20 protein-coding genes are annotated in these 21,893 nt (G+C 32.9%); 14 read left to right on the top strand and 6 right to left on the bottom strand.

Going from position 1 to position 21,893, the window contains the following annotated elements; all coding sequences use genetic code 11:
* Positions 1–525: a hypothetical protein gene (locus ACOOWA_RS12550; protein WP_421375648.1), complete on the top strand. Its 525-nt coding sequence runs from the start codon at positions 1–3 to the stop codon at positions 523–525.
* On the opposite strand, the gene ACOOWA_RS12555 is transcribed toward ACOOWA_RS12550, so the two are convergent.
* The 3 genes from ACOOWA_RS12555 to ACOOWA_RS12565 form a co-directional block, all read right to left on the bottom strand.
* Complete coding sequence (locus tag ACOOWA_RS12555) at positions 522–1,568, bottom strand: L,D-transpeptidase (protein WP_421375649.1); 1,047 nt, start codon at positions 1,566–1,568, stop codon at positions 522–524. The two genes, ACOOWA_RS12550 and ACOOWA_RS12555, sit on opposite strands and share 4 nt — an antisense overlap.
* 453 nt (positions 1,569–2,021) lie before the next feature.
* A complete protein-coding gene (locus tag ACOOWA_RS12560; RefSeq protein ID WP_421375650.1) occupies positions 2,022–3,557 on the bottom strand; it encodes a RagB/SusD family nutrient uptake outer membrane protein in 1,536 nt (511 codons plus the stop codon).
* Positions 3,558–3,566: 9 nt separating this feature from the next.
* A complete protein-coding gene (locus tag ACOOWA_RS12565; protein ID WP_421375651.1) occupies positions 3,567–6,479 on the bottom strand; it encodes a SusC/RagA family TonB-linked outer membrane protein in 2,913 nt (970 codons plus the stop codon).
* A gap of 373 nt (positions 6,480–6,852) precedes the next feature.
* On the opposite strand from ACOOWA_RS12565, the gene ACOOWA_RS12570 reads away from it, so the two are divergent.
* The 5 genes from ACOOWA_RS12570 to ACOOWA_RS12590 are packed head-to-tail and all read left to right on the top strand — an operon-like array spanning position 6,853 to position 9,586.
* Entirely contained in the window at positions 6,853–7,206 is a 354-nt protein-coding gene (locus tag ACOOWA_RS12570) for an ISAon1 family transposase N-terminal region protein (RefSeq protein ID WP_421372726.1), read from the top strand.
* A gap of 10 nt (positions 7,207–7,216) precedes the next feature.
* Positions 7,217–7,939: an ISAon1 family transposase gene (locus ACOOWA_RS12575; RefSeq protein WP_421375653.1), complete on the top strand. Its 723-nt coding sequence runs from the start codon at positions 7,217–7,219 to the stop codon at positions 7,937–7,939.
* A 12-nt stretch (positions 7,940–7,951) separates the two neighbouring features.
* Positions 7,952–8,305: an ISAon1 family transposase N-terminal region protein gene (locus tag ACOOWA_RS12580; RefSeq protein ID WP_421375321.1), complete on the top strand. Its 354-nt coding sequence runs from the start codon at positions 7,952–7,954 to the stop codon at positions 8,303–8,305.
* A 28-nt stretch (positions 8,306–8,333) separates the two neighbouring features.
* A complete protein-coding gene (locus ACOOWA_RS12585; protein WP_421373631.1) occupies positions 8,334–9,278 on the top strand; it encodes an ISAon1 family transposase in 945 nt (314 codons plus the stop codon).
* A gap of 38 nt (positions 9,279–9,316) precedes the next feature.
* Positions 9,317–9,586, top strand: coding sequence for a transposase (locus tag ACOOWA_RS12590; protein WP_421376368.1), 270 nt, complete (start codon positions 9,317–9,319; stop codon positions 9,584–9,586).
* Between the two features lie 650 nt (positions 9,587–10,236).
* Here the strand turns inward: ACOOWA_RS12590 and ACOOWA_RS12595 are convergent.
* On the bottom strand, positions 10,237–10,701 hold the full coding sequence (locus ACOOWA_RS12595) for a hypothetical protein (RefSeq protein ID WP_421375654.1): 465 nt from the start codon (positions 10,699–10,701) through the stop codon (positions 10,237–10,239).
* Between the two features lie 195 nt (positions 10,702–10,896).
* Here ACOOWA_RS12595 and ACOOWA_RS12600 point away from each other — a divergent pair, with 195 nt between their 5' ends.
* The 8 genes from ACOOWA_RS12600 to ACOOWA_RS12635 all read left to right on the top strand — a co-directional run bounded on the left by ACOOWA_RS12600 (position 10,897) and on the right by ACOOWA_RS12635 (position 19,439).
* Positions 10,897–11,556: a hypothetical protein gene (locus tag ACOOWA_RS12600; protein WP_421375656.1), complete on the top strand. Its 660-nt coding sequence runs from the start codon at positions 10,897–10,899 to the stop codon at positions 11,554–11,556.
* A 91-nt stretch (positions 11,557–11,647) separates the two neighbouring features.
* Positions 11,648–12,352, top strand: coding sequence for a hypothetical protein (locus ACOOWA_RS12605; RefSeq protein ID WP_421375658.1), 705 nt, complete (start codon positions 11,648–11,650; stop codon positions 12,350–12,352).
* A 102-nt stretch (positions 12,353–12,454) separates the two neighbouring features.
* A complete protein-coding gene (locus tag ACOOWA_RS12610) occupies positions 12,455–13,300 on the top strand; it encodes an ABC-three component system protein (protein ID WP_421375660.1) in 846 nt (281 codons plus the stop codon).
* A 2-nt stretch (positions 13,301–13,302) separates the two neighbouring features.
* Positions 13,303–13,536: an ABC-three component system middle component 6 gene (locus ACOOWA_RS12615; protein ID WP_421375662.1), complete on the top strand. Its 234-nt coding sequence runs from the start codon at positions 13,303–13,305 to the stop codon at positions 13,534–13,536.
* Positions 13,527–15,224 (top strand): DUF2326 domain-containing protein, encoded by a 1,698-nt coding sequence (locus ACOOWA_RS12620; protein WP_421375663.1) that lies wholly within the window; start codon positions 13,527–13,529, stop codon positions 15,222–15,224. Before ACOOWA_RS12615 ends, ACOOWA_RS12620 begins: the two co-directional genes overlap by 10 nt.
* Before the next feature lie 180 nt (positions 15,225–15,404).
* Complete coding sequence (locus ACOOWA_RS12625; protein ID WP_421375665.1) at positions 15,405–16,259, top strand: DUF488 family protein; 855 nt, start codon at positions 15,405–15,407, stop codon at positions 16,257–16,259.
* Between the two features lie 8 nt (positions 16,260–16,267).
* Positions 16,268–17,095, top strand: coding sequence for a hypothetical protein (locus ACOOWA_RS12630; protein WP_421375666.1), 828 nt, complete (start codon positions 16,268–16,270; stop codon positions 17,093–17,095).
* A 97-nt stretch (positions 17,096–17,192) separates the two neighbouring features.
* Positions 17,193–19,439: a hypothetical protein gene (locus ACOOWA_RS12635; RefSeq protein ID WP_421375668.1), complete on the top strand. Its 2,247-nt coding sequence runs from the start codon at positions 17,193–17,195 to the stop codon at positions 19,437–19,439.
* A 152-nt stretch (positions 19,440–19,591) separates the two neighbouring features.
* Here ACOOWA_RS12635 and ACOOWA_RS12640 read toward each other — a convergent pair whose 3' ends face one another.
* Positions 19,592–20,566: a hypothetical protein gene (locus ACOOWA_RS12640; protein WP_421375670.1), complete on the bottom strand. Its 975-nt coding sequence runs from the start codon at positions 20,564–20,566 to the stop codon at positions 19,592–19,594.
* 382 nt (positions 20,567–20,948) lie between these two features.
* Positions 20,949–21,860 (bottom strand): bacteriophage abortive infection AbiH family protein, encoded by a 912-nt coding sequence (locus ACOOWA_RS12645; RefSeq protein ID WP_421375672.1) that lies wholly within the window; start codon positions 21,858–21,860, stop codon positions 20,949–20,951.
* Between the last annotated feature and the right edge of the window lie 33 nt (positions 21,861–21,893).

Raw genomic sequence — 21,893 nt, forward strand, 5'->3', positions numbered from 1 at the left:
ATGGAAACCACAGAAACTACTTTAGATAAGATAAGAAACCGCCCGAGATTTAAAATGTACACCCATCTTACGAAAGAATCTTATGCCGAAAATCTAAAAAAATATTTAGTCGAACATAAAGACGAATTCAGCGGAAACGTAAACACTGAAGTCGCAACAATTTCAGTATCTACGACAGAAGACAATTATTGGAAACCCTGTTTGGCACTCAGAACTGAACTGGACGAAGAAATTACAGTTGTAAGAGGCGTTTTTGGACCAAGTTCGGCAGTCTGGACGTTTTTCATGTTTCTTTATTTCCTTTTCACCATTTGCTGGATGACTTTTTTCACGATGTATTATGTGGAAAATCAAATCAACAGCCATGAATTTCCGTGGGCCTTAAACGCTTCCTTTTTGATGCTGATTTGTATCGCAGCAACGTATGCAGCGGCAAGATTCGGACAAAGCAAAGCGAAGGATGAAATGAAAAAACTCCGCAAATTTGCGGAGGAATCTACTTTAAAATTCGAAAAAACTCTTTAATTCTCAGAAACTTCAGGTTCCTGAATTACTGCTGCCTGTGAAGCTTTTGCTGATTTAATAGAATCGGTCACTTTTTCACGGTTAGTTTGCTCAAAGAGCATTTTTTCAACATTTGGCTGAATCAATTTTGTCATTTCTTCTACAGAAATATTATTTGCATTGGGATCGTTCAAAAGATTTCTCCAGGGTTTTCTTTTTCCCCAGCCGTAATCTCCGAAAACCATTACCGGAGTTCCTTTCGCTTTGGTTGTTGCCCCACCCGGATTTAAAACCCATGTATCAGCGTAATTATATAACCAAATTGCATCTTTCATCAACAATCTTAAACAAGAATGCGATGCAGGATAACCCGGAAGGTCATATTGATGCCATCCAATGCCGTGAGTATTGTGAATATTGAAGTTGTAAGGAAGTTTCCATTCGCTTTTTACGGTGGAAATTGCCAATTTTTTCTTCCAGTTGGCAAACATTAACCCTCGATCGGTCTGTGCTGTCTTTTTACCCATACTTGTTGGTCCCCATTTTACCAAAGCACCATTTGAATATACTCCGTAAGCCTGAATCGGATATGAAAATACAACAAATTTCTTCACATTGCTCAACACATCAAGCTGTAATGGAAATGGTGAATAAGACATCAAAGTTGTGTCAATTTTTGCAGGGACAACCAAAGTATCAGAATTCCATTTGCTTTTGGAATCTAACCTGTTTAATGCCAAAATTGCATAACGTTCTCTTTCATTATATTTTTTGCTGAAAATCGCATACAGCGAATCTCTCATTTTTTTATCTTTCGGAATTGCAAAGGCATTGTAGAAACCATTTTCCTGTATTATCGGAGGTGCAGATTCTTTCACCGGTTTTACTTTTATTGAGTCAGGATCTGCTGCATTTTTTGCAATTTCAGAGGCTGTTTGACTTTTTTGAGACTGATCGTTTGATGAGACCTCATCTTTTTTACATGAAGTCAGAATTAAAGCAAAAAATAAAGTGTAAAGAATTGATTTTTTCAAAGCTCGGTTTTTCATAAATAAATAGCTCATTTGAGTTTGATATAGACTTACAAATATCAGACCTAATTTTCAATATAAAAGATTTTTAATTCTATAAGTCTTGATTAAATTTACATAAAATATCTTTTGTTTAAAAAAATAAATTTAATTTATTCGAATGTTCGTTTTTAATTATAAAGCTAAAATCAGCAGTCCTTTTGTCATTTCATAGGAATCCGGACTGCTATAAGAAAAATAAAATGTTAAAACCAAGTTATTACTATATTACGGATATTCATTTAAATTATCTGTTCACATTTTAAAGAATAAACTTTAGCACAAACTCTGCAGAGCTTCTGATTATTAGCTTCTTTAAATTAAATAAATAAATGTTCGCAAAGTTTCTTTAACTATGGAAGATTCAAGAATTTCATTATAGACATAAAAACAAAAAACCTTCCGTTTCTGGAAGATTTCTTGAAGTATGAAAATATAAGTTAAATTTTAAGGATTTTGATCGTAACCAGCAATCTGAATCTGAGATAAAGGAACCTGATATAAATAATCGTTCGTTGTGATGGTAAAGTTGTAGTTTAAATCCGCAGCAGCCTGGTTGATTACAGCAACTCCTGTGTTCCAACGTACCAAGTCATGCCAGTAAATACCTTCTCCTGCAAATTCTACCCTTCTTTCTTTACGAAGCGCTGTTGTAAAATCTGCTGCAGAAATTGATGCAGAAACCGCTGAAAGACCAGCTCTCTGACGAATTCTATTCAAATATGGAACGGCAGTACTTGTGCTTCCCTGAGTATTTAGAACTTCAGCATACATTAAGAGAACATCTTCATAACGGATAATCGGGAAGTTAATCGGCCAATCGTAACGGTTGGTAATCACTTTCCCCGGTTCACGGAATTTGATGAAATAATTGGCATTATCTACCAAACCATTCTGAGCGATAAATTGAGTTTTAACCGTTACGGCTTTTCTTAAATCTCCCGGTTCATAAGCATTAACTAACGATTGAGAAACACCCAATTCACCTGAGCTGTATAAACTGCTTTGCGCATTGTACAAAGGATCTGCAGTTCCGAAATTCGGTGAAACATAACTTGGTAAATAAGAACCTTGTGACAAACCTCCACTTATGTGCTGGATTTCGAAGATATGATATTTGTTGTCATTGGCACTTTTAAACAAATCTGCATAATTCGGTGACCAGGTAACATACTGACCTTCACCCTGAATTACGGTAAATAAATGATCTTTCGCTTTTGCTATATAAGAGCTGTTATTTAAAGGATAACCCGATCCTGTAAGATAAATTCTTCCTAACATTGCATGAGCTGCAGACTTGGTAATTCTTCCTTTGTTGGCTGCATCATGTGTATTTTTTAATCCTCCTACGGAAGCCTCAAGTTCTGAAGTAACGAAGTTGTAAAGTGTTGCTAAATCTGTTCTTTGTATTGCAGCCGCTTCGGTAGGACTCACCGGTTTTTCGATCAAAGGAACTTTCCCGAAAGAACGCATTAATTCAAAATAAGCATAAGCTCTCAAGAAACGGGTTTCTGAACGGTATTGTTCTTTGGTTGCTTCACTTGCAAAAGGGACATTATCAATTCTTGCTAAAATATTATTAGCATATGTAATCATTTGATAGGCGTCTTCCCATAAAATTTCCATTTCTTCGGTGGTAGAGTTATCCTGAAAACGGTTAATAGCATAATAATCCCTGTTCCCATTTTGTGAAAGCGCGGTGTAATTATTAGAACGAACTTCTGATGCCAATAAGTAAAAATTCACATCATAACCACCTCTTGAAGAAGCATTAATCATCGCCGAGTATACTCCCGTCAACGCCTGCTGAATCTGTAATTCTGTGGTGTAAAAAGACGTTTGCGTGATATTATTTTCAGGTTCAAGCATCAAATCTTCTCTGCAGCTTAATGTACTTAACGTTAAAGCTCCAAAAATCAATGCTTTTCCTAAATTTTTCATATTAAATTGTAATCCTGATCTCTTTATTGTCGTTGTCTTCATTGTGAAATTTTAGAAATTAAAGTTTAAGCCCATCATATACACTTTTGCATTGGGATATGCTCCGTAATCGGTACCGTCTGACTGTACAGATTCCGGGTTGTAACCACCGTAATAATTATCTTTTCTCCAGACATTTTCTAAACTCACATAAAGTCTGAGATTAGAAATTTTTAGTTTACTTACCAGTTCCTGTGGAAAATTATATCCCAAAGTCACATTTTTAAGCTGAATATAAGAGGCATCGTATAACCATCTTGTATCTAAAAGACCTCCAGTTGTTCCATCCAATCTGGGAGTTTTTCCGTCTCCCGGATCTGCATCAGAACGCCAACGATTTGCCCAGTTCCCCATTACGTTGGTTGTGGTTCCCATTCCCGGCCTGTCGATTGCACGACCTAACAATGCGTAACTGTACCCTCCTTTCTGACCTTGGAAAAACACGGAAAGATCGAAACCTTTATACGAAAATGTATTCGTGAATCCCCAGTAATAATCAGGAGTCGGACTTCCGATAATATGACGGTCATTTTCATCAATTTTACCATCCCCGTTAAAATCTTTGTATTTCACGTCTCCTGCAATAGCACCTGTTGTTTTTGCAACACCTGCATTATTAATATCTGCCGTTGAAAGAATTCCTATCGCTTCGTACAGATAAAAAGAATTCAGTTCTTCACCTACCTGAATAATATTCGTTAAACTGCTAAAACCTGTATAAATAGGCTTATTGTTGTTTCCTAATTGTAATACTTTATTATTATTGAATGCAATGTTTGCTGAGGTATTCCATTTGAATTGACCTGTTAAGTTTTTGGTGCTTAATTCCAATTCTAAACCTCTATTTTCTACAGAACCTACGTTTCGCCATGCTGTAGTATAACCTGATGCTGAAGCAATGGGTTCCTGAAGAAGAAGATCGTTGGTTTTTTTAATATAATAATCTGCTGAGAAATCAATTCTGTTGAATAATCCCAATTCAAAACCAAAATCTGAAGACTGTGTTTTCTCCCAGGTTAGATTTTTATTTTCAATCGTATTGGGTACTAAGCCATTTGATAAATTATTTCCAAAAGAATAGTTGCCTCCCGCCAATGTTCCGAAAGCTCTGTAATCACCAATGGCATTATTCCCGTTTTCTCCCCAACTGTATCTTAATTTCAGGTTACTTAACCAGTTTTGATCCTTTAAGAAATCTTCTTTATCTACTTTCCATGCTCCGCCAAATGCTGCGAAATTTCCGTATAGATTGTCCCATCCAAATCTGGAAGAACCATCTCTACGAATACTTGCAAATAGCATATATTTCTTTTGATAATCATAATTTAAACGCCCAAATAATGAGGTCAGCATCCATTCTGAAGCAGTATATTCTGAATTTAATACAGAAGCAGACTGTGTAAAGTTGAATGTTTTCAAATCATCATTTGCAAAACCTTTGTTACGGTTATATTGGCTTGTTGTTCTGTAATTTTCCGCACTGTATCCTGCAAGAGCTGTAATCGTGTGAGATCCGAAGGTCTTTTTATAATTTAATAAAGCTTCTCCTAAATATCTGTTGTAGTTTACCGTTCTACGGCTTGCAATACTTACCTGCCCCGGAATATTGGTAACTAAGTTGAAGGTCGGTGTATATCCGTTATTAATATTAAAATTATTGGTTGCTGCCCCCGAGATTTTAAAGTTTAAGTCTGGTAAAATGTCGTAAGACATATACAGGCTGGATAACATTCTAAATTCGTTGGTGTTATTGGTTGTATTCTCTAAAGTTCCGATAGGACTTACTGTAGAACCCGCCCATCTGTATCGAATGTTGTTCCAGAAATTGGTGTAAAGTCCTGCTCCTAATTCTGCTACAGGAACCATAGAAAGCATTTTATGTGCTTCATTGTCTTTTCCGTCAACTGTTGCTCCGTAACTTTGTGCGTAACTAGGTCTTAATGCAATTCCTGCTTTCCATTTACTGGAAATATTAACATCAACAACTGCACTTAAATTAAATCTGTTGAAACCGGTATTCAACGCCATACCTTCCTGATCAAAATAAGCTGCTGAAATTGCATATTTTACATTGCTACTTCCACCACGTACCGATAACTGATAGTTTTGAATTGCAGCCGGACGATAAAAAGCGTCCTGCCAATCAATATATGCCACCTGATTGGTTCCCCATCTTGGATCGATCATTGTATTGATGTTTGCCAGATTATAATCGGTTGTATTGGGTAAATTATAATAATTTGCTCTCACCGCATAACTGTCAGAAGCGGAATTCCCAGGAGCCAAAGCCACCCATCTTTTATTGATCGCTTCGGTAGCATAATCAATCCACTCTGCGCTGTTCATAATATCCAGCTTTTTCTCGATAGTTTGTACGCCATAATATTGAGAAAATGTAAATGACGGCTTTCCAGATACACCTTTTTTTGTGGTAACAATCACAATACCATTAGAACCTCTTGATCCGTACATTGCTGTAGAAGCTGCATCCTTAAGCACTTCAATCGATTGCACATCATCTGGCGAAATATTGGCCATATCATCGGCTACGATCCCGTCGATAACATAAAGAGGCGAATTATTTGCAGAAATAGAAGCTGTACCACGAACCCTGATTTCTAAAGCTTCTCCCGGTTTTCCCGTTGTAGAACGTGTTTTCACCCCAGCAATCTGTCCCGTTAAAGCCTGATCTACTCTCGCAATCGGACGATCTTTGAAGCTTTCTGCACTCACTCTACCTACAGACCCGGTAACTTCACCTTTTTTTTGAGTTCCATAAGCAATAATGACTACTTCCTCAATATCTTTCGTTTTATTCTTAGATTGTACCGTATCTTTTACTGTACCCGTACTTTGCTTTTCCTGTGCAAAGATAAAACTTGTGGTACTTAGCAAAATACCCAGAGTCATTATAGATTTCTTCATTCTCTGATAGGTGATTATTAATTATTTGACATTTACTTATATGCTTTTTCTTAAAATTAGAGCACAAGAAAAATTAAATCTGAAAAGACATGATATTTCTCATATTTCTATTTCATAAAAGTATACTTATCGTAAATTTCTGCTATCCTGTGGTTACCTGCCAATATTTCCTGTAGAATAATTATTTATTAATAATCGTTAAGCTTAGAGGAAATATTGAAAATTTTCAATGTTTGAGAATACATTGTTGAATACTTAAGATTGCTTTTTAGTACTCCAAAAAAATACACATCGTTATATTTCGTCAAATAACCGCAAAATGGATCAATCACAAAACCTGGGGAGAATTGTTGAAAGTTTTTAACTTTTCTTCATGTCTCAAGATCAAGAATTATTAAAACTGTTACTTCCCGAATATTTAGTGGCGTATTTCGATTTCGTAAAATCTGAAGAAAAAGAAGGACTTCTTCATCTTTACTTTGAAGAAAAAAACAGTGTTCCTAAAGAGTTTTCCTCATTAAATCTTCAATCGAAAGGATTTCACGAAGAAATTGCCGTTGATGATTTTCCGCTTCGTGGCAAAGCCGTAAAACTCAACATTAAGCGTAGAAGATGGACGGATATGAAGTCTGGAAATATTGTTCAACGAGATTGGAATCTCATCGCTAAAGGCACTCGCATGACACAGGATTTTGCAGAGTTCTTAAAAAAAATCAGCCGATACTAAAGCGCTTCCTTTGGAAATCATTGGCGAGATGTATGGTGTCAACGGAAAGAAATTTCGCAGACAGTACAAAAAATCCCTCAGTGAATTTAAAGACTGGAACCAGAAATCCCATGCCGAAGATTACATTTTATACCCCGCAAACTGCCTCTCACAACTCTCTTTAGACGAAGTAGCCTTGTCTCAGGGCGAACTTTACACCGTGCTTACATCCAAGCATGCCAAGGGCAGGAAAGGCAGTATTGTTGCCGTCATTAAAGGAACAAGAAGCGAAGATGTTATTGATAAACTCTTAAAAATAAGCAGAAAATTAAGGCAAAAGGTAAAGGAGGTTACCTTGGATATGGCGGGCTCTATGAAGCTTATTGCCAAGCGGTGTTTTCCCAATGCCGTGCAGGTTGTCGACCGTTTCCATGTACAAAAACTAGCCATCGAAGCTGTTCAGGAATTAAGAATCAAACATCGTTGGGCAGCCATAGACAAGGAAAATGAAGCATTAAAAACCGCAAAAGAAACCAAAGCAAGAGCGAAAATCGAAATCTTTGAAAATGGCGATACCCAAAAACAACTTTTAGCCAGAAGCCGATATTTGCTCTACAAAAGCAGAGAAAAATGGACTGAAAACCAATCTGCCAGAGCCAAAATTTTATTTTCTCAATATCCGGACTTGGAAAAAGCTTACAACTTATCGGATAATCTGGATCAATCTCAAAACTTGGGGAGCAAAATAAAATAATAACTTTGCAGGATGTTAAACAATGCCGAACTTTTTAAATTATTTTTACCGGAACTCTTGATTGAACATTTTGAGATTGTGAAATTTGAAGAGGAAAATAAAATTCTCCATATTTATTTTGAAGAGAAAAATACAGCTCCCAAAGAGTTTTCCACACTCATTTTGCAGTCAAAAGGATTTGTTCCTGAAATTACGGCAGATGATTTTCCTCTCCGCGGAAAAACCGTAAAACTCCATATTAAACGCAGAAGATGGACGGAAACAAAAACCGGAAAGATTATTCAGAGAGACTGGAATCTTATTGCCAATGGAACGCGCATGACACAGGATTTTGCCGAGTTCTTAAAAAAAATCAGCCGATACTAAAGCACTTCCCTGCAAAACAATTGGCGAGATGTATGGCGTGGATGGTAAGAAATTCCAAAGGCAGTATAAACAAAGCCTCAGCAATTTTAACGATTGGGAACAAAAACCGCATGCTGAAGAACAGATTCTTTATCCTGAAAATATCTCATCACAGCTCTCCATTGACGAAGTAGCACTTTCCGAGGGTGAACTCTACACCGTTTTAACCTCAAAAAAGGCAAAAGGCAGAAAAGGATGTCTTGTTGCTGTTATCAGGGGAACAAAAAGTGAAACCGTCATTGAACATCTTTTAAAATTAAGTAGAAAAACACGAATGAAAGTTAAAGAAATCACTCTTGATATGGCAGGTTCAATGAAGCTGATTGCTAAAAGATGTTTTCCGGCTGCAACGCAGGTTATAGACCGTTTCCACGTTCAGAAGCTTGCCACCGAAGCGCTGCAGGAGATAAGAATAAAACACCGCTGGGAAGCTATTGAGCTGGAAAATGAGCTTTTGGAAAGATCTAAAGAAAAAGAAGTAAAAACAGAAATTGAAATTTTCAGCAATGGCGATACCAGAAAACAGCTTTTGGCAAGAAGCAGATACCTCTTATACAAAAGCAAAGAGAAATGGACTCTGGAACAAACTCACAGAGCGGAAATTTTATTTTATCAGTATCCCGATTTGGAAAAAGCATACAGTCTGTCTGATGGACTTCGCAAAATTTACAATCAAAATATCACGAAATCGGTGGCGATGCTCAAGCTGGCGCACTGGTTCAAGAACGCTGAGGAATCCGGATTTAAATCTTTCAACACCTTAATGAAAACAATAATGCTAAACTATAATGGTATTCTAAATTACTTTAATGCACGCAGTACAAATGCTTCAGCAGAATCTTTCAATGCAAAAATTAAAAACTTCAGATTACAGCTGCGAGGCGTAAGGGATAAATCGTTTTTCCTATTCAGATTATATAAACTTTTTGCTTAGTCCCCAGATTTTGTTACTGATCCGATAATCTCAGGAAAATTTACAACCAAAACATGACAAAGTCTGTAGCCATGCTCAAATTGGCTCGTTGGTTTAAAGACGTAGAAGAATCCGGTTTTAAATCATTTTCTATACTCAAAAATACTATTATGAATCATTATAATGATATCCTTAACTATTTTGAACAAAGAAGTACCAATGCCTCTGCAGAAAGCTTTAACGCTAAAATCAAAAACTTCAGAATGCAACTTCGAGGAGTAAGGGACAAATCATTTTTCTTATTCAGATTGTCAAAACTTTTTGCTTAGTCCCCAGATTTTGTTACTGATCCCGCAAAATTCTTTTAAAACTTCAGATTACAGCTGCGAGGCGTAAGGGATAAATCATTTTTCTTATTCAGATTGTCAAAACTTTTTGCTTAGTCCCCAAGTTTTGAGATTGATCCGATTTTGTTACTGATCCTTTTTTAGCCTATTTTGAAATGATATAAAAACTAAAAAAGCTTTAAAACGTATGTTATAAAGCTTTTTGTACTACTTTGATATTGTAGTTGCGATCCGGACGGGACTTGTACTCTTAGTAAAAATTCCCTATCCATAAGCTTTATACTATTATCTTGTTGTGAAGGTCACTGAATAGGTCACTATTCTAAACAAGATTAAGAGTGTTTGTTTTTACTTGTGCAAATATAGGTGTTTTTTTAGTTTTTCCAAAAAAAAGACAATTTTTTGATTACTAAATTTCACTAAAACGCAGAATTTCAAAGACAAAAATTAATTTCTCTTATTTTTTAATGCTTAAATATTGATCAAAAAAAAATGAACATTATATATTTGAATGAAATGCGTCAAAAAAAAAAATATCAATTACTTTATATTCTAATCTTCTCTTTAAAAGTGAAATTAGACTTTGCATACACTTAAGTATAAAAACAACTCAGATGTATTTTCGTAATCTCTTACTTAGCCACTGTTAATTCACCATTCCCCATAATAGTAAGAAAATGACCTTTCCTAATATTTGTTCGGATATTGTGCATTGTTGAAAAGTCACCAGAAAACAATATTTGATCAAATAGTGTTGAATCAGGGGAATCGAATTTCATTGCGCAATCTAAAGATTTTGTTGTAATACTATCAACTTGCATTTTGGAATCTACATCTACTCGTTCAAGTCTTGCATAACTGATACGGAAACACCCTTCAGAATCTTTTGAAGTAATCCAAATTATCTTTAAAGGTTCTTTAGTATCTTCAAACTTAAGATCAAATTTTTTCACCAAAGTGTCTCCTGAAACCCTCCCATAACGATGATTTGTGGAAAAATCTTTTTCAAAAAGAACTTTTGAATTATTTTCTTTACTACAAGATGTTGTGATTAGGAGCAATAAAATGACACCTACAGTATTTTTTATAATTTTCATGTTTACAGGTTATTAGCTTGACCTAATTTAATAAAAAAAATCATTATTTAATATTAATTCTCTGATAATAAAAAATTTAACAATGCTATAAAAGTTATAGAAACTAAAGAAGAAAATTATATCGTAATTTTCTGATCATCTAAAATCGACAATTTTGTATTTTTACACTCCTCACCAAAAACTTATAACAATATTATGAATGATTATGTAAACAGAAAATTTGAACTTTTAAAAAGAACAATTGACCATTTAAGAAATCCTTACCAAAGAGATAAAATAAGAGTTCAAGTTGAAGAATTTTTCGAAACTATTGTTGATGAAAGTCAAAAAAAGGACATTATAGATTATTTTAGAGTTAAACTTGACGAAGGATTAGTAAATCACAAAGAGATTTGTACTGCAGTAGATGGCGACTGCGTTATTGAGAAAAACTACGAAGCAACTCATTTTTTTCTAGATCAGGAGTTAAAAAAAGCCGAAAAAGAAAATGCATCTGCTTTTAAAAATTACATTCAAAATCTTACAATCCATGGAACAGGAAATATCGTCAATATTGGAGGTGTTAATGGTGATATAGTAAATAACATATCCCTTTTAAAAGAGAAAGGCGAAGAGAATATTGCTGGCGCATTTGAAAGGCTTGCAGAAGTAATCAATAATGAAACTCCCGAAGACCAAAGAGAATTGCTGCTAGACAATATTAGCACACTTTCTAATCAAGCTACATTGGAAAGATCAGAACGTCTACCCATTAATGTTATTAAAACCATATTTTCCGGAATCAATGTATTAAGCTCCATTTCAACTGTAGCGGGTGTGGATCTAAAGACCATATTTACCTATTTAATACAATAAAACGTAATCTGCGAACTTTCCCAATAGATTACGGTTTTCCGTAATATAATTTATCTTTATTTCTATATTTTAGCGTTTAAACTTCTATGCCGTGGATGAAAAATTAAAAAAGCTTATTACCAAAAATAAAAAAAGTCTTGTAGACTGGACAAATGCTATCAATAATCATATTGAAAATAAGAATAGAGATATAAACACGAAAGAAGCGATTGAAGATGTTTACAAATTGGTTGAGGTTTTTTCTGATATAACAGATATTATAATAAGTTATGGCAGATATAAGGACGAGTTTGAATATGAAAAATTCTCTTTAGGATATCATGGTCCTGAATTAATCATTAATGCTATCAAGACAAAATCCACTTTTTATATCGGATTAGACTATGAAGGTATTTATTTAACAACGCACCTTCGCAACAATTTTAATATTAGAAATATGGATGATAAGTTTTGGATCGATCTCTTATCACTATATAATTATGGAAATTTTGAACTGGAGCAAACTGAAGGTTTTGATAGCAATTTCAAAAAAGAATTTCCTGAAATCTTTAATATCAAAAAAAGTATAATTTTTAATATTTTCAGAAAATTCTTTGTGGATACCATTTTAGAGAAGGACAATTATCGGAAATATGACAAAGTTGGGGACTTTGGAGTTTTTAAAGTTTGTTGGGATGAAACATTTGCTCTTGATAAGATAATAGATGAGCTGACCGCTGTTTTTAAAATTATGTATTCTTTAAATTACAAGCTGTGGAAAATTGAGGACTTACAGAATAACAAAATAAAAAATTGATCCCTATCATAAACGTAGATCATCGCATGATTAATTAATAAGTCTATTTAATAATTAGTCATTTGAAAAAACATTAAATTTGCAAACTCAATTTTGAAAAAAATGGAACCTAATAAGCCGAAAGATAAAGCAAGACAATATAAACCTTCTACAGTTAGAAGGCTTGATACTCTTTCGGGCAATGAATGTGCTGAACCAACCTGTCAAAAAAGGCTAATTGCAAGTGACGGAATAAGTATTATCAGCAAAATCTGCCATATTGAAGCTGCTAGCAAAGAAGGCCCGAGGTATAATTCTGACATGACGGATGATGAACGTCGCGGCTTTGACAATCTAGTTTTACTTTGTGATGAGCATCACACTATTATTGATAATAAAGAAAATGAGAAAGATTATTCTGTGGAACTTTTAAAAAGTTGGAAAGCAGAGCATGAGAAAAAAATACTAGAGTTGATATCAAGTAAAAACTTGCTTACAAAGCATCCACTCGCTTTAAATAAGGTCATCAATGCTGTTGGAAACAACATAAAAGAAGTCCTTTCATTACCAGGTGCAGAAAATGCGCCTGACCCTGAAGCTAAAATATTGCACAATAATGTCCTTCGATATGAGGACACCATAAGGGAATTTGCCCCTTATCAAGGTAAGCTGAACAAAATATATGAGGAGATTGAAAAGCAAGGTTCCGTTAAAAAAGAATTAGTTTTATATAATATCAAAAGCACCTATCTCAAAATCAAAAAAGATTATCCTAACTTAGATGCGGTTAGGAAAAATGCAGACATAATTTTTGATGAAGTAATAGAGGAAGTCTGGGAAAAGATTCATAATGCTCCAAACAAGCTTGAAGAATTTGATCAGGAAACAATCAACTTCGGCTTAATGATTGTCATTATTGATGCTTTTATGCGTTGTAATATTTTAGAAGAACCTCCAAAAATTTCTTAAGAATGATCGTAGATAAAAATATTAATCCGGAAAGAGATTTATATTATCTGGGAGGAAAACTTATAGAAGTTCTGTCCCAGAAAAGAAAGAATGAAATTGATTATTTAGAATTATATCGTCTTTTTAATAAGAAGGAAAATGTTTCTATCAATCTTTACTCTTTAACTTTAGATTGGTTGTTTGTGTCAGGTGTAGTAACAAAAGGTGAAACCGGGAAAATTAAAAAATGTTTTTAAAAGAACTTACAATAGAAAATAAATTCGGTAAAATTCGTACAATCGAGTTCAAAAAAGGATTGAACTTAATCGTCGACGAAACTATTGAAAAAGATAAAAAAAGCACCGGAAACAACGTTGGTAAAACAACTGTGCTACGACTTGTAGACTTTTGTCTTGGTTCTGATGGTAAAAACATCTACCAAGACAGCGAATTTAAAGAACAGGAGAACAGTGTCATTAAAGATTTTTTGATGAGTACTGAGGTAGTTATTACATTAAGGTTGGATAATGATCTTGATTTCCCATCAGAGTCAGTAATTATTCGTAAAAATTTTTTGAAGTACGGAAAAAAACTTCAAGAATTGAATGGTGAAAATATTAAGGATAACAAAGAGTTTGATTTAGAACTTAAGAAATTAATATTTAAAACGGAAGTTGAAAAACCTACTTTTAAGCAGATCATCTCAAAAAATATCCGAGATGAAAAAAATAAATTAGCGAACATTGTAAAAGTTTTAAATGCTTACACAAAAACTGAAGAATACGAAGCTCTTTTTTTATTTTGGTTAGGTTTAAATACAGATTCTCATAATGAGAAAGAACTTTTGGTTAAGGAAAAAACAAGAGAGGATAATTACCAAAAACGATTAAAAAAGGAAGGTGAATTATCATTAATCGATCAGCAAATCGAGTTGGTAAATTCAAAAATTAAAGAATACGAAAATTTAAAGGCCAGCTTTAATTTTAATGAAAAATTCGAAGGTCAGATTAATCAATTGAATGATGTAAAACTATCTTTATCGAAACTTTCAACTGAATTCAGCAGACTCAATATGAGAAAAGAATTAATTGTTGAAAGTAAAGAAGATCTTGAAAAAGAAAAAACAAACATCGATGTAAAGCAAATAGAGCTACTTTACCAAAAGGCGTCGAAACTGATCCCTTCATTACAAGTATCTTTTCAAGAGACTGTAGAATTTCACAATGCACTAATTGATGAGAAGGTAAAATACATAGAGAAGGAATTCCCCAACATTTTAGAAAAATTAAAGGAAATAACTAAAAAAATAGATTCTTTAAGAAAAAGAGAAAGGGAATTATCAGAATTTATCAGTGCATCAGAATACAGTGACAATTATGATTCTATACTTAAAGAATTAAATTCTTTTTTTGAATTAAAAGGTTCTCTTGAACAACGAAGAAAATATTGGGTTACATCTAATGATAATTTAAAGAGAATTAACGACAAGCTAGATTCTATCAACAGCCAAATCAACTCAAAGGATGATTTTATTCAAAATAGAATTACAATATTTAATAAGTATTTCACAAAAATTTCTAATAAGCTTTATGGTGAAGAATATCTTTTAAGTACGCAGAAGAATGAAAAAGGCTATGACTTAATTGTAACTAATATCGAAGGAAATCCAAGTACTGGAAAGAAGAAAGGCCAAATAGCTGCGTTTGACTTTGCTTACATTCAATTTGCAGAAGAAATTGATATGGATTTCGTAAATTTTATAATGCATGATCAATTGGAAAACATGCATGACAATCAACTTTCCACCATATTAATTGAATTAGCTAATTCTATAAACTGTCAGTTTATTCTACCAATTGTAAGAGATAAAATCCCGGCAGAATTAGCAATAGATCAGTATATTATCCTTAAGTTATCAGAAAATGATAAACTTTTCAAAATATGATTTCAAGATAATAAGTTATTTTAATATTTTTTGACTCAAACGAATAAAATTACCAGCACATCATATTCTAAGTGTTAGTAAATTTAAAATATACAAAGATCGAATATAATTGCTCTAAATATAATCTTTTCAATTTTGTACCTTTGCAAAATGTTTTACAGAAGGAAAATACTTTTAGCTTTGTTACAAATTTTTGAAAATGAATTGGATAAAATCCGTCTTCAAAAGTTGCTTTTTCTGTATTGCAAACATAAGGAGAGTCCTGAATATGATTTTGTCCCATACAAATTTGGATGTTTCTCATTTTCTGCAAATGCTGATCTTAATACGCTTGTGAAAAATGGTATTTTAAGCGACACAGAATCTAGCTTTCAAAAGACAGATGATACTGATTATTTAAAAACACTCAAAGTTTTAGATCGTCGTAATATTGAGAATATAAAAAGTACTTACGGTAATATGAACGCTAATTCGTTGATGATTCATACTTACATAAATTATCCTTTTTGGGCAATTAAGAGTGTCAAAGCTAAGGAAATATTAAGCGATAAGCTATACGAAAGAGTTCTGAGCGCTATACCTTCAAAAAACCAAACAACTCTTTTCACAATAGGCTATGAGGGAATTTCGCTAGAAGAATACTTTATTCGTTTAGTACGTAATGATGTTAAGGTTTTAGTAGATGTAAGAAGAAATCCTTTAAGCATGAAGTACGGATTTAGCAAAGGTTCATTGACCAAATTCTGTAATGCCTTAGGCATCGAGTATGTTCATTTTCCAGAAGTGGGTATTCAATCTGACGAAAGACAGGAGCTCAATTGCCAACTTGATTATGATAAATTATTTGACAATTACAAAGAAAATAATTTGTCTAAAACGAAAGATATTCAAAATAAAATATTAAATTTACTAATAAAGCATGAAAGAATTGCTTTAACGTGCTTCGAAGCAGATATCTGTCAATGTCATCGTACGCATTTGGCACAGGCTATTGTTTCAGATTCTGGTTTTAAATATCATTTAGAACACATATAATATTTTTTATGGCTTTAACCAAAGTTCTGATAACCGTAACTACTTACCCTCTTCCTTCCAGAAGTTATGATGAATTAGTTTGTACCGCAGGTATTTTAGAAAATGGTGATTGGATCAGAATTTATCCGGTGCCACTAAAATTTCTGCAGGGTTTTAAAGAAGATGGTAAAATGAAGTCATTCAAATATCATTGGTTGGAGATTGATTTATCTAAAAGGACTGACGATTTCAGACCGGAAAGCCATTCCCCCATCAATCATACTTTTGACAATGTAAAAATTCTTGGTAAAATAGATACGAAAAGAAACTGGGCTGAGAGAAAAATATATTGTCTCAAAAATATCTACACCAACAAAAAGCAGCTCATAGATGCATCCAAAGCTCCAAACAATGTTTCTTTGGCTACATTTAAACCAAGTCAAATACTATCCTTTGATATTGAGCAGGATGAGCGAGAATGGAAAAATGAGTGGAAAGAATTAAGGAAAATGGGCGATCTTTTTGATCAAGATAGAAGTCCTGAAATTCAAATACCAAAATTGCCTTATAGATTTTACTATACTTTTTTAGACGATGAAGGTGTGCAAAGCCGTCTTATGATTGAAGATTGGGAGATTGGAGCTTTATACTGGAACTGTCTGCGAAGAGCAGAAGGTAATGAAAGTATCGCACTACAAAAAGTACGAGAAAAATACGAAGGGGAGTTTTTATCAAAAAATGACATACATCTGTTTTTAGGCACTACAAAAGAATGGCACATGCGTCGTGGAAAAAATCCTTTTGTAATTATCGGCGTATTCTATCCTAAATTTGAAAGTCAGCTATCATTATTTTAGAATATATCTTTTAAAAAGATAAAAAAATTATTTTACAAAATAACAAATTTCTCAAAAAATATTTAGATATTTGGTTATAAACTACTTATAACCAACCATGAAATATATTATTGAAATATGTGTCGCTATAGACGTCGCCATATTGGGAATTGCATATCCTATCTTAGTTGATAAAATATCAAATATTGGAGAAAAATACCAATCTGAGTATCTATCTAATGTTTTTGATTTGAAATTTCCTCAAAACCTTTCAGTTTTCAAGTTATCTTTTTTTCAGCTGATCTTAATTCTAACACTTTTAAGTTTTATTTTTAAAATATTAGATATTCCTCCTATAGGTTATTTTAAGGATGTTTACATTGTAGAAAATTCTGCAGATATCCTGATTTTTTGCTTAACTGTACTGCTAACCATTTCCTTTATAATTTGGCTAAATAGAATAGTTTTGTTTCAGTCGAAAACTTCCCAATTAGTCATATATCTGATCAAGAAATACGAAAATAAGACAGAAGATAAAAATTTATCAAAAACGTACTATTTAAAAACCATAAATGAGCTCACATTGTATGCGTTTAAGAACGATGATCCTCATATTGGAAAAACCCTATCTGATTTTTACTATAAACAATTTATGGACTATCGGACAAATGATTCTTCAAATGATGGTCCGATTTATCCATTTGATCTTTATCATATCACCAATGAAATCATTATCACATCAAGTGAAAATAATAATCGCAGATTTTCCAATATAGGTAATCTCGCATCATCCGGTATATTTTTACTGGGAGAAAACTTTACCTTCGGCAAGATATCTCAAGAAACATACAGGTGGCTATGGAGAAATCTATTAGTGTCAGCAAATCATAAAAAACTAATAGCTAATTATTGGTCAACAGCCTCTCAGCATGCGGGTTATAGTCTAAATCTTATCGCCCCAGAATATGAACCTGGGACTATGACTATAACAAATAATGATAAAATAAAAGAGATTGAAGAAGAGCGTAGAAAGTTTTTACAGCTTAACTACGCCTTAGGAGGATTGCTTTATTATCTCTCAAACTATGACATTATTAAATATATACTTTCATTTTCACAGTCCCAGCCACCTAGATATGAACTGTTACCTACAACAATGGATGAGGTTTTTTATTGGTTTGATCAATTTGCCAACCAATATAGAAGTTTGGAAGATCCTATAGAATATAAGTTCAATTTCCCCGAATTGGATAATTTAGGGGTTAGCGGTCAAACGACGCACAATATATGCTTATATATTTCCTTACTTTTTGTCAGACAGTTTACCTTACAAAAAATATACAGTTATCAAAATTTTAAAATATTCCATAGTCTGACTAACGATTTAAATATTTTGTATTCGTATCACAGGAGGCTTCAATATTTTAAAACCTGCATTGAAAAAGTCCTTGCAAATAAAGAGCTTATCGATGCTTTAAATTACAAATTTGATGAGCAAGAAGTCTTAGCCACTTATGATACTTTAAGCCAGCAAATAAAGGATAAAATTGACCTCACCAAGTTACAGGCACCAATTTCCACAGCTAAAGTTCAGCAATTTGAGAATGAGACGAAACGAATTTTAAAAGAAACTTTTGAAAAATATTCAACGATTAATAATCCTACAAATTTCAGAAAGATTGACAAGTCCATTACAACCGCAATAAACGGTAATATGACTTTATCGTATAAATCATCATTTACGGAAAATGATATTCCCAATTTTAATTATGATACCGTATATGCTGAGAGCATCTCTAATAGTAAGATTAAATTTTATATTCCCAATTCATTTCTGATTGCTAGAAATCGTAGATATCTAATTGATAAAAAGAATATTTTAAAAGCATTTCAAAAATTGATTCCAACCCTCTCTGAGGAATACATCATTATTAGTTTGTGTTCAAACTCTCAAGTAGAGCAGGTAATAAACGAGTCCCCTTATAAAAGTATTATTCAGAAGATTCCTTATACGAACAATCATCTAAAGGATACATTTTTCTTGCTAAAAAAGAAATACTTGCCTAAAATGGAGTTTAGGGATATCTCGAGTCAGGAAATAGAGAAATTCAAACTTCAACCCTTAGACAGCGAGATAAAATTATATGCATCTGTACTCGATCTCAATACTCCGGAAAACATTGATTTGAAAAATGAGTATAATAACGAAGATGAAGATGATGAACTTAAAGTTTTACTTTTGATAAGTTTTATCTACACAATTAGCTGGAGAAGTGATCGAGACATTGTAATGCTTAGCTTGTCTTCACCCTATGAAGAACGTGGAATAGAAAGTGAATTAGCTGATATTAAAAGGTTAAAATAAATTTTTACGAGGATTTAAATTATTACCTTCAGATTTACGCAAATAAAATTTCTAAGTCTAATACATAATTACAGTAGTTAATAAGAAAATTCATTTTGACCGCTGTAATTATGAAAACTCAATTTCTGAAAATAAAATTATCTAGCGAAAAATCAATAATTTTCTTTTTCCAATTCTGCCAAAGTTTTGCCGTTTTCTTCAATCCAATCATTTTTTAATGTATATCCCCAGTCAGGTTTTACATCTTTTAAATTGTATTTTTTTGTTAAATAAGACCTTAAACTGCTGAACGAATAAATTTTAGTGGAGCCATTTACATTTAAACATTTTCTTCCAACCCTAGATATTTCCGCAGTGATTAATATCTTATCAATCCCTTGTTCTAAAGCAGGTTTTAAAATGACCTTTTGTCCGACATGTAATTTATTAGAATCAAAAAGCTTAGAAATAATTGATTGTTCCCTACTACTCTCTCGTCGTACTAATCTTTCCTCAATCGCTTTTTCCTTTAAGCGAACCTGATAATCTGTCGCTTCAGGAAGCGGTATCACTTGCTGGATATCGAAAAAGATTTTACCATCATCTTTTTGTAAATTTACTTTCACGCAACGAATATCTAAATCTCTCTCGTTTAACCATAAAATGGATGTCGTTAGCTCAATAGAAAAATTGGCTGAAACCAATATTATTCTTACATCTTGTGCAAAATCATCTTCAATTACTTCAGACCATCCTAAAAACTTAAGCATCGCTTGTTCTGCATCCAAATTATGGTTGATTTTTTGAAGGTAACTTTTATACGTAGAGACCGCCTTTTCGAATTTCATTTTTGAAATCATTGATGCATATCTCAAAGACTGCAAGTCCATATGTCCTCCGTCTTGAGTACGCTTTATTTCAACTACAACCAGATTACCATCAGTATCAACACATAAAATATCTATACTCCTTCTGCTTTCTTCCCAATCACTAAATTCTGTTGCAATGACCAATAAATCTTTATCAATAATATCAATAGAATTAGACAAATATTTTTGTAAGTTTTTTACTTCATATATATTCTCATTTTCAAATGTAGTATCAGATAGCTTGGTGAATTTTTCGTTTTCAATTTTATATATAGCCATAGTTTTTTATAAATATAATATCTACTAAAGATTATGTATTAGTTTAAATTCTGCAATCGTAATAGATTGTTGCGTTATTTTCAAAATCATTTTGTCATCGGTTACCATTTAGCATTGCTTGTTATTTCGAAGGTATAGCAAATGATGCAAATCTATGAAGTCATTCTTTGCAGGTTGGCCAAGCGTTCCACTTTTTTGGGCAGAAAAACGAGAGAACGCATTGACAAATATGCTTAATTCATTATTGTAGCTATAAGGAAGTTCTAATATGGATACTTCATCTTCTCCGCCAGAAGTGGCATCAGATAAATTACGAGCATAGTGTTGAAGGTATAAAATTTAAAATTACTGAACTTCCCTGCTATAGGAGCAATATCAAAATTTAAAGTTTGCCAGATTGCAGGTCATTCATTTTAAAAAACTCTATTCTGTTTGTAGCAACCCCTATTTTCTGAAATGAAGTTAAAAGTTTAGCTTTTGATGGATCATTGAAATAACTAATTCGCCATTTTATTTTAGCATTGCTTATTTTTTCAATTTTTCTAAAATACGGTATGTCTACGGAATTCAATGAGTGACCAAGAACAATTACTTCTTCAACGTTAACAATATAATTAAAGAAGTCATTATTTTCAGAGATTATATCAGTTACAGGTTTTCTGAAAGCATAAAAAGGATATTTAGTCATATCTTCAGAATCAGAAAATAAGGTGCGCGTACTTTCTCCATGCTTGTCAAACTTAGGGCTGTTTTTTAACCTTTTATTATGACCAAATATCAAAGAGCCTCGGCTGTTTTCAACATCACCGTGTATATGCAAAATATTTTCGTTAGCAACATCATAAACTTCCTCTAAAGTCATAGTATAGTTAAAGTTTAGGAAGTTAGAGCTAGTGTCTAAAGTCAGACTGGGTGTGACAAAATCCAGACTTATAGAAGATACCCAATTCTCAAATGCTTCACGAATAAGGTCAATTATTTCATCGGTTTCTTGAGTAATATTGTCTTCAAGAGAATAAATAGAGCTTGGTTTAAAATGATCATCTAAGACATCAATATTATTAATATCCTCATAGAATGTTCTCCATTTAAATGTTCCTAAGTCATTCTCAAAGTCTGTCCATAAATATTCCTCGTTGAATTTTAATTGAAAGTAAGTATCAAAAAGAACTTGAACTTTAGCCTGACATTGAAGAATAAACTGATGAAAATCCGAATATTTAGTTGGTAGTTTATGATACAGATCAAATCCGTTACCAATTACGTAAAGCCTTTTATCTGCAACTTTGCTCATAAGATGATGTCTGTTTTTACTATTCAAAAGAGT

The organism is Chryseobacterium sp. GP-SGM7 (assembly GCF_049166575.1).
GTDB lineage: Bacteria > Bacteroidota > Bacteroidia > Flavobacteriales > Weeksellaceae > Chryseobacterium.

Bases quoted from the DNA above. Each gene is read 5' to 3' on its own strand.
- ACOOWA_RS12560 (WP_421375650.1), bottom strand. From the start codon at position 3,557: ATGAAGACAACGACAATAAAGAGATCAGGATTACAATTTAATATGAAA.
- ACOOWA_RS12635 (WP_421375668.1), top strand. From the start codon at position 17,193: ATGAAATATATTATTGAAATATGTGTCGCTATAGACGTCGCCATATTG.
- ACOOWA_RS12615 (WP_421375662.1), top strand. From the start codon at position 13,303: ATGATCGTAGATAAAAATATTAATCCGGAAAGAGATTTATATTATCTG.
- ACOOWA_RS12640 (WP_421375670.1), bottom strand. From the start codon at position 20,566: ATGGCTATATATAAAATTGAAAACGAAAAATTCACCAAGCTATCTGAT.
- ACOOWA_RS12600 (WP_421375656.1), top strand. From the start codon at position 10,897: ATGAATGATTATGTAAACAGAAAATTTGAACTTTTAAAAAGAACAATT.
- ACOOWA_RS12595 (WP_421375654.1), bottom strand. From the start codon at position 10,701: ATGAAAATTATAAAAAATACTGTAGGTGTCATTTTATTGCTCCTAATC.
- ACOOWA_RS12620 (WP_421375663.1), top strand. From the start codon at position 13,527: ATGTTTTTAAAAGAACTTACAATAGAAAATAAATTCGGTAAAATTCGT.
- ACOOWA_RS12550 (WP_421375648.1), top strand. From the start codon at position 1: ATGGAAACCACAGAAACTACTTTAGATAAGATAAGAAACCGCCCGAGA.
- ACOOWA_RS12585 (WP_421373631.1), top strand. From the start codon at position 8,334: ATGTATGGCGTGGATGGTAAGAAATTCCAAAGGCAGTATAAACAAAGC.
- ACOOWA_RS12580 (WP_421375321.1), top strand. From the start codon at position 7,952: ATGTTAAACAATGCCGAACTTTTTAAATTATTTTTACCGGAACTCTTG.
- ACOOWA_RS12610 (WP_421375660.1), top strand. From the start codon at position 12,455: ATGGAACCTAATAAGCCGAAAGATAAAGCAAGACAATATAAACCTTCT.
- ACOOWA_RS12630 (WP_421375666.1), top strand. From the start codon at position 16,268: ATGGCTTTAACCAAAGTTCTGATAACCGTAACTACTTACCCTCTTCCT.
- ACOOWA_RS12570 (WP_421372726.1), top strand. From the start codon at position 6,853: ATGTCTCAAGATCAAGAATTATTAAAACTGTTACTTCCCGAATATTTA.
- ACOOWA_RS12565 (WP_421375651.1), bottom strand. From the start codon at position 6,479: ATGAAGAAATCTATAATGACTCTGGGTATTTTGCTAAGTACCACAAGT.
- ACOOWA_RS12645 (WP_421375672.1), bottom strand. From the start codon at position 21,860: ATGAGCAAAGTTGCAGATAAAAGGCTTTACGTAATTGGTAACGGATTT.
- ACOOWA_RS12555 (WP_421375649.1), bottom strand. From the start codon at position 1,568: ATGAGCTATTTATTTATGAAAAACCGAGCTTTGAAAAAATCAATTCTT.